Genomic DNA, 7267 nt, shown 5'->3' on the forward strand with positions numbered 1-7267 from the left:
GTATGATGCATTCAGCGTGCTCTGCCAATAAAGCTAAACTTTAAATAGTTGAACTCACGAGCTCTACGAGAGGCCTTACAGATATGTAATATTCGCGGCAGCTTCCTGAAAGGCATCACTGGTTATCCTCTAGTCAGAAGTAAGTGAGCACTAGGAGAAAATCATGAAATTATTAAAAGTTGTTTTTGCCGCTTCCATCTTGACCATGTCTTCTTTGGCCATGGCTGAAGGAGGTGGTGACCGTGTTTATGGTCGAATGATGCAAGAGAACCAGAAGGCGATGGAGCAGTACGCCTTAGAAAACGGAAAGGCGACACCTGAAGTTGTTCATTATGAATACGGAATGAACCTCGATGTCCAGAAGGTAATCAGTACCACTCAAGCCAATAAAACCTGTGGCGTAGCCCCTTCGCGCATGACCTATGAAGATTCGGCGGGCAAGCTCAACACCTTGGAATACAAGGTTATGGGTACTAACTGCCCTCACGGAAGTTAATTAGCGTTAGCCCTGACTGCGCAAGGTTGTTCGGTATGTTTTGAGCCTGCTTGCTGTTCGCTGACACAGAAGTAATTTTCAGGTCACGCTGGAGTTATCTATTGTATGAAATTATGTCTGCCGGCACGTAGGAGAAATCCTCACGTGCTGGTGGCTTTTATAATTATAAAAAATATTTCATAAAGAAACTCTGCCAAGCTAAAGCCTGGAGTGTTAAATGAACAATAAAAGCATTTATGGTCTTTCTCTCATTTCCCTTGGCATGAGCATGGGGCAAGTTGCAGTAGCTGTGGAGCAAAAGCCTGAAGGGTTCATTGAGGGGAGCACCTTTAGTATTCTCAATCGGAATCTCTATCTCAATCGTGATTATCGAAAGGGTCAATCAAGCCCCACGGGCAATGGTTACTCAGCCGAATGGGCTCATGGCATCATTGGCCGATTCGAATCAGGCTTTACTCAAGGTACCGTAGGCTTCGGCATTGATGCGTTTGCAATGGAAGGCCTCAAGCTCGATTCAGGTGATGGTCGCTCGGGAGCCCGTAGCTCAGTCGATGTCTTGCCGCACAATAGCAAAGGCCAACCTGAAGACTCCTACTCAAAAGTAGGCGGGGCCGCAAAAGTGCGTTTCCTGGATACAGTCGTCAAGGTAGGCGACGTATTTCCATCGACGCCTGTCGTTGCCTATGGGGATTCCCGACTTCTCCCGGAGAGTTTCCGGGGTGCAACGTTCACTAATACCAGCATCAAAGGCCTGACCCTTCAGGGGGGCCGGCTGCATGCGATGAGCCAACCCAATTCCAGTAGCATGCGTGACGGCTTTTCAACTTTTTACGCCGGTGTAGTAGATGCTCCATGGATCGCTTATCTAGGGGGCGATTACACGGTCAATGAACACGTAGGTGTGAGTCTTTACACCAGCCAATTCAAGGATGTGTGGAACCAATACTACGCGGGCACCACATTGAGCTATCCACTCTCAGAAAGCGTATCGCTAATTGGCGGCTTTAATTACTACCGAGCGGTTGATGAGGGTGAAAAACTTCTGGGAAGCTTCGATAACAAGATCTGGAGCGGCAAGACCGGGGTCAAATTCGGAGCGCACGCCGTGACCGTTGGTTACCAGCGCAATAATGGTAACGACGACTTTGACTACCTTCGCCAGTCCGACTCAATTTTTTTGGATAACTCCATTCAGTACAGCGATTTCAACTCACCGAAAGAGCAATCCTTGCAGCTGCGCTACGATCTAGATATGCAGGCTTTCGGCATCCCCGGTCTGAGCTTCATGACCCGCTACGCTAAGGGTTGGGATGCGGACTATTCCAACGCAAACAGCGTGTACATGCGTCGCGGAGCGGACGGTGCCCCATTGCAGGACCAAAAGCGTTGGGAGCGAGACATCGAGGCTAAGTATGTCATCCAGTCAGGCTCACTGAAGGACATGTCTTTACGTGTCCGCCAAGCAACGACACGAGCTACCGATTTCGAATCTGATTTGGACGAGGTCAGACTGATTGTTGAATATCCACTGCAACTCCTTTAACGGGCATTAGCCATCGGCATCAACTGTCCGGTATCCCCGATACACCCCGTCTCCTTGTTTCTCCTTTGGTTTGGAGACGGCTTAGGCGCCCTAGTGGCGCCTTTTTTTGTGGATTGAAGAAACTGTTGGTATATCCATCCCGGCGGCGAGCGTCCCTGGGGTTGTATGGCTGATTGGAACGTGTGAACATACTCTCAATATAGGTAGGGGGGGTATGGTATGGGTCATATGAGATCAAGCAAAGACAATCTTCTTAAGCGTGTAAAGCGAATTGCTGGGCAAGTCCAGGCGATTGAGCGAGCACTCGACTCTGATGATGACTGCTCGAAAACCCTGCTTTTGGTCGCTTCTGCCCGTGGCGCTATCAATGGGCTGATGGATGAAATTATCGAAGACCACGCTCGTGAACACGTTGCGAATCCGACACTCAGCAACGAAGAAAGAGCGAAAGGCGTCGATGAGCTTCTCGAAGCCATTCGCCGCTATTCCAAATAGGATTTGCCCAGATGAGTAATTCGTACACCGACTATTCCCACGACCATATGTTCCTGGGGAAATCACATGAAGAAAACGCCAAGCGAACCTTGTGGGTAGTGGCTCTGACCGTCGTAATGATGGTTGCTGAAATCACCGCAGGTTATCTCACTGGCTCAATGGCGTTGCTTGCTGATGGATTTCACATGGCAACACACGCTGGAGCACTTGGCATAGCCGCAGCTGCTTACGGTTACGCAAAAAGACATGCCTCAAATGCTCGCTACAGTTTTGGAACTGGCAAGGTTGGAGACTTGGGTGGCTTCGCATCTGCTCTGATTTTGGGACTGGTCTCTTTGGGAATTGCCGGAGAGTCGCTATTTCGTCTCTTTCAACCGACTCAAGTGCAATTCGGGACAGCGACTCTTATCGCAATTGTCGGATTAGCAGTGAATGTGGTGAGCGCGCTTTTGCTGTCTGGCGGTCATAATCATCACCATGGGCATGACCACGGCCAAGATGAATCTCACCATGCACATGGTCATGACAATAATCTGCGCTCTGCTTATATTCACGTCATTGCAGATGCACTGACTTCGGTTCTGGCCATCGCAGCACTGCTTGCTGGTCGTTACCTTGGTTGGGTCTGGCTCGACCCTGCAATGGGGATTGTGGGTGCAGTTGTCATCGCACGCTGGGCTTGGTCGTTGATGCGGGTGACTGCGAGTGTATTGCTAGACCAGACAGATGATCATGTCGCTGAAGAGATTCGTGAACTGGTTGAGCGACAGGGAGATGCTTCGATCATAGATCTTCATGTCTGGCAGGTAGGGCCGCAAGCCCGCGCCGCTATTGTGAGTGTTCTAGGCAGCCCAGCAGTGAATGCACAAAACATACGAGAACGGCTTGCGACAGTTCATGAGATCACTCATCTGACAGTTGAGTACCGCACGAAGCCGGGCGCTGTTTCACCCGATCAGGTCGCCGTTCAGGCTTAGCAATGAGCCCGTAGTTCGCATAAGTTCGCCGAGGAATTGACCAATGGCCAAGGACATCGAGAATCCGTGTACTTCTGTCTGCCAGTTGAACAGCGAACTGTGCGTCAGCTGCGGTCGCACCAAGGAAGACATCAGAAAATGGAAACGAATGAAGCGTCCAGAAAAAATGGCCGCTGTACAACGCGCGACCCTGCGTCTGAAAAGCCTGCAAAAAAAGAACTCTCAAACCACTGTAATTTAACTTTTCTACGCTTTCAGCCGAGACAGATGTCCAGATTCGGAAAGGCAAGCTGAGTGGCAACGCCACCCGAACTTAGCACTATCGTGGTCAGATGCGCAGTGCTTGTCAGCAGACGGAGCATGGCGTCATCTCAAATTGTTATTGAGGACAGCGGTACGGGGTTATCCGATTCGGCGCAGGCGCGCCTTTACAGCTTGTTGCTGATCGTCCTTTGCGTATTGCTTGAGAATGAAATCAACATAGCATGTCCCGCTGCATGGCCATGAGCTGGGACCATGCTGTGGCCGAATGGATGAGGTGGGATTAGTTTGCGGGGTATTCAGCAATGACCTGATCTACGCCGGCTTTGGTCAGGCCGATTATTTGGTAGGTCTCATGTACTCCGTCGACTTCCATTCCTGGAGAACCTGCTGGCATTCCAGGAGCAGCGATCCCGAGAAGGTCGTCACGCTTACTCATCGCAATTATTTGCTCAACTGGCACATGACCTTCAACAAACTTCCCGTTGATCATCGCAGTGTGACAAGACGAGAGTCGTGGAGCGACACCTAGATCTTGTTTGACAGCACTCATGTTGGTTTCTACATGATCAATGACGGTGAAGCCATTGGCCTCAAGATGCTGAATCCATTTTTTGCAGCATCCGCAGTTTGCATCTCGATGCACATCGATGGTCAGGGCCTGCGCCGCTTGAGCCGTTGAGCCGATGAACAGCGCAGCGAATGTTGCAATACGCAGAAATCGACTTGAAAGTCGGAAGCTACCTGTCATGAATATTTCCTTTTCCCTTGGAGACGGCGAGATGTTCTACGAAGCAATAGAACCCCACTCAAGCGTTCATGCCGCTGCAAAGGTTACATTGAAGGATCTACTTTAGAGTCGGGGAGCCAACTCCCCGATCATTTGAATTCGTAGGGCTAGTGCTCAAATCGCTCAGAACCACATCCGAATACCAGCTACAAACCGGGCCTCGTTTGTCTTTTCCCCTTCATCGCTGGCTAGGTCAGCCGTCTTACCATATGAGCGATTCCAGCTAACACCAATGTAGGGTGCGAATTGACGAGTAATTTCGTAGCGCAACCGCAGGCCTAGTTCGGTGTTGGCCAATCCAGATCCTATGCCGCGCTGAGGATCATTTTTCCCGTACAAGTTTACTTCGGCGGTCGGCTGCAAGATCAGGCGATTGGTCAACAGGATGTCGTAATCGCCTTCAAACCGAGCTGCGGTTTGACCGTTCTCACCAATATAAGCAGTCGCTTCAGCTTCAAAGTTATAGAGGGCCATGCCCTGAATACCGAGCGCTCCCCATGTTTGAGGTGACCCAGGTTTGAAGTCTTGTCGAATGCCGGTGACGACATCCCACCAAGGACCGATGGCGTGTCCCCACAGAGCCTGAAGTTCAGCGTTCTCGGTTACGCCATTGGTACGTTCGCCTTCCGAACGCAACCATAGGCGATCGACGTCACCGCCGATCCACCCTTTTGCATCCCAAGCCAGCGCACTACCGTTGTCAGCGTCTTGGTACTCAAATTTATCCAGGAGGATGAACGAGTTAATTTTTTTATCGTGCACACCATGGCCTGGTAAGTCTGGAAAAGCGGCGGCCCGGTCAGCGTCGGTAAGTACGGGGATTGGGGTTCGGCTTGTGGTAGTCGCCCCTCCATCCATGCTTTCCATACCGTCCATTTGCCCGTTATCGCTGTGATCCATAGCCCCCATCTTGCTATGGTCCATGGCTCCCATTGAGCCGTGGTCCATCTTGGAGTGATCCATCGCGGCATCTTTCGGTTTGGCGGGTTTGGATTTTTGTGCAGTTGAAGACTTTGCGTCCGCACTTGATGGCATCGCCATCGACGGATCCATCTCTTCAGCGGCTTGAGCCATGAAAAAGAATGCTGGACCGGTAGAGACTGCAAGTGCCATCAGCGTTGGGCGTAAAAACTTACTGGTCATGATCTCAATCTGCCTTTTTGGTTTTTTGGTCATGATCCATCGACTCATGGCTCATCTGGCTATGGTCCATCGCCCCGTGATCTAGCTTCGAATCGTTTGCCGTTGCTGGCTTGTCCGTTGCTGTAACAGGAACAGTGGTTGAATGGTCGCTGCCATTTTCCTCTGCCAGCACCGTGGACGAGAGTCCACCCAGCAGGACAGCGGCAAAGAGGCAACCCACGAGGGAATTACGATTTCGGTATGTGCTCACAGATCGTCTCCTTTACTCATCAACCCGTACTTCACGGAACATGCCCATTTCCATATGGAAAAGCAGGTGACAGTGATATGCCCAACGGCCTAAGGCATCAGCGGTGACTCGATAGCTGCGTTTGGTACCTGGTGGCATATCGATCGTGTGCTTGCGCACCATGAACTTGCCGTTCTCGTCCTCAAGGTCACTCCACATGCCGTGAAGGTGGATGGGGTGTGTCATCATGGTGTCGTTCACCAAGGTGATGCGCAGACGCTCGCCATACTTCAGGCGCAGCGGTTCGGCGTCAGAGAATTTGATGCCGTTGAACGACCACGAAAACTTCTCCATGTGACCGGTCAAATGAAGCTCGATGGTACGATTTGGCTCGCGGCCGTCAGGGTCTTGGAAAGTGCTTTTCAAGTCGGAGTAAGTGAGCACTCGACGACCATTGTTCCGCAAGCCTATGCCCGGATCACTTAGCTTTGGCGTTGGATTCATGGCTTGCATATCAACCAGGGGATTGTTGGTTTCAGAGGCAGGGTGTGTCTGCATTTCTCCACCCATACCACCCATACCACCCATGCCAGCCATCCCTGACATATCACCATTGCCCATCCCAGCCATCTTGCTGTGATCCATGCCCGCCATGTTAGTCATGTCACCGCTGTCCATGCCGGTCATCCCGGTCATGTCACTTTGGTCCATACCGGTCATCTTGCTGTGGTCCATGCCCGCCATGCCCGCCATGCCGGACATGTCACCTGGTGTCTTCTCTGCGCCGCCCATACCAGCCATGCTGCCATGGTCCATACCAGCCATACCGCCCATCCCCATGTCATCCATAGTGACGATTGGACGTGGATCTATAGCAGGTACCTGAGCAACTAGCCCTTCACGAAGAGCGAGGGTTCCGCGTGCATAACCCGTCCGATCCATAGACTGGGCGAAGATGGTGTAAGCCTCTTCACTGGCAGGCTCTACGATCACGTCATACGTTTCAGCTACGGCGATGCGGAATTCGTCAACACTCACTGGGTTGACGTGTTGGCCGTCGGCGGCCACAACGGTCATTTTCAAACCAGGAATGCGGACGTCGAAATAGCTCATCGCCGAGCCGTTGATAAAGCGTAGTCGTAGCTTCTCACCCGGCTTGAAAATACCGGTCCAGTTACCGTTTGGCGCCTGGCCATTCATGAGATAGGTGTAAGTATCTGCGCTGACGTCTCCAAGGTCGGTTGGGCTCATGTTCATTTCAGCCCACATCTTCCTGTCAGCTACTGTAGCTGACCAACCTTGCTTACTGACATCGTCGATAAAATCACCAACG

At 51.4% G+C, this 7267-nt stretch carries 9 protein-coding genes; 5 read left to right on the forward strand and 4 right to left on the reverse strand.

Annotated features, from left to right (window positions below; all coding sequences use genetic code 11):
* The first annotated feature begins 163 nt into the window (after positions 1-163).
* The 5 genes from A7D21_RS33440 to A7D21_RS33460 all read left to right on the forward strand — a co-directional run bounded on the left by A7D21_RS33440 (position 164) and on the right by A7D21_RS33460 (position 3752).
* Complete coding sequence (locus A7D21_RS33440) at positions 164-496, forward strand: DUF2790 domain-containing protein (RefSeq protein ID WP_008432869.1); 333 nt, start codon at positions 164-166, stop codon at positions 494-496.
* Positions 497-713: 217 nt separating this feature from the next.
* Positions 714-2039: an OprD family porin gene (locus A7D21_RS33445; protein ID WP_008432871.1), complete on the forward strand. Its 1326-nt coding sequence runs from the start codon at positions 714-716 to the stop codon at positions 2037-2039.
* A 219-nt stretch (positions 2040-2258) separates the two neighbouring features.
* On the forward strand, positions 2259-2534 hold the full coding sequence (locus tag A7D21_RS33450; RefSeq protein WP_024073346.1) for a metal/formaldehyde-sensitive transcriptional repressor: 276 nt from the start codon (positions 2259-2261) through the stop codon (positions 2532-2534).
* Positions 2535-2545: 11 nt separating this feature from the next.
* A complete protein-coding gene (gene dmeF, locus A7D21_RS33455; protein WP_008437453.1) occupies positions 2546-3511 on the forward strand; it encodes a CDF family Co(II)/Ni(II) efflux transporter DmeF in 966 nt (321 codons plus the stop codon).
* Positions 3512-3554: 43 nt separating this feature from the next.
* Positions 3555-3752 (forward strand): DUF1289 domain-containing protein, encoded by a 198-nt coding sequence (locus tag A7D21_RS33460; protein WP_008437450.1) that lies wholly within the window; start codon positions 3555-3557, stop codon positions 3750-3752.
* 303 nt (positions 3753-4055) lie between these two features.
* Here the strand turns inward: A7D21_RS33460 and A7D21_RS33465 are convergent, their stop codons facing one another.
* The 4 genes from A7D21_RS33465 to A7D21_RS33475 all read right to left on the reverse strand — a co-directional run.
* Positions 4056-4523 carry a DUF411 domain-containing protein gene (locus A7D21_RS33465; RefSeq protein WP_008437448.1) on the reverse strand — a complete coding sequence of 156 codons (468 nt, stop codon included), beginning with the start codon at positions 4521-4523 and terminating at the stop codon, positions 4056-4058.
* Between the two features lie 162 nt (positions 4524-4685).
* Positions 4686-5738 carry a copper resistance protein B gene (locus tag A7D21_RS33470; RefSeq protein WP_008437443.1) on the reverse strand — a complete coding sequence of 351 codons (1053 nt, stop codon included), beginning with the start codon at positions 5736-5738 and terminating at the stop codon, positions 4686-4688.
* Positions 5710-5955 carry a hypothetical protein gene (locus A7D21_RS35695; RefSeq protein WP_024073347.1) on the reverse strand — a complete coding sequence of 82 codons (246 nt, stop codon included), beginning with the start codon at positions 5953-5955 and terminating at the stop codon, positions 5710-5712. The genes A7D21_RS33470 and A7D21_RS35695 overlap by 29 nt, the downstream gene beginning before the upstream one ends.
* 12 nt (positions 5956-5967) lie before the next feature.
* On the reverse strand, positions 5968-7267 hold a 1300-nt coding region (locus A7D21_RS33475), incomplete at its 5' end, for a multicopper oxidase domain-containing protein (protein ID WP_069553809.1).

Origin of the sequence: Pseudomonas sp. AP19 (assembly GCF_001728855.1) — a bacterium.
Classification (GTDB): domain Bacteria; phylum Pseudomonadota; class Gammaproteobacteria; order Pseudomonadales; family Pseudomonadaceae; genus Aquipseudomonas; species Aquipseudomonas fluorescens.

Excerpts from the sequence above, each read along its gene's own strand:
- A7D21_RS33445 (WP_008432871.1), top strand. The coding sequence starts at position 714 with ATGAACAATAAAAGCATTTATGGTCTTTCTCTCATTTCCCTTGGCATG.
- A7D21_RS33460 (WP_008437450.1), top strand. The coding sequence starts at position 3,555 with ATGGCCAAGGACATCGAGAATCCGTGTACTTCTGTCTGCCAGTTGAAC.
- A7D21_RS33450 (WP_024073346.1), top strand. The coding sequence starts at position 2,259 with ATGGGTCATATGAGATCAAGCAAAGACAATCTTCTTAAGCGTGTAAAG.
- A7D21_RS33465 (WP_008437448.1), bottom strand. The coding sequence starts at position 4,523 with ATGACAGGTAGCTTCCGACTTTCAAGTCGATTTCTGCGTATTGCAACA.
- A7D21_RS33470 (WP_008437443.1), bottom strand. The coding sequence starts at position 5,738 with ATGACCAAAAAACCAAAAAGGCAGATTGAGATCATGACCAGTAAGTTT.
- dmeF (WP_008437453.1), top strand. The coding sequence starts at position 2,546 with ATGAGTAATTCGTACACCGACTATTCCCACGACCATATGTTCCTGGGG.
- A7D21_RS33440 (WP_008432869.1), top strand. The coding sequence starts at position 164 with ATGAAATTATTAAAAGTTGTTTTTGCCGCTTCCATCTTGACCATGTCT.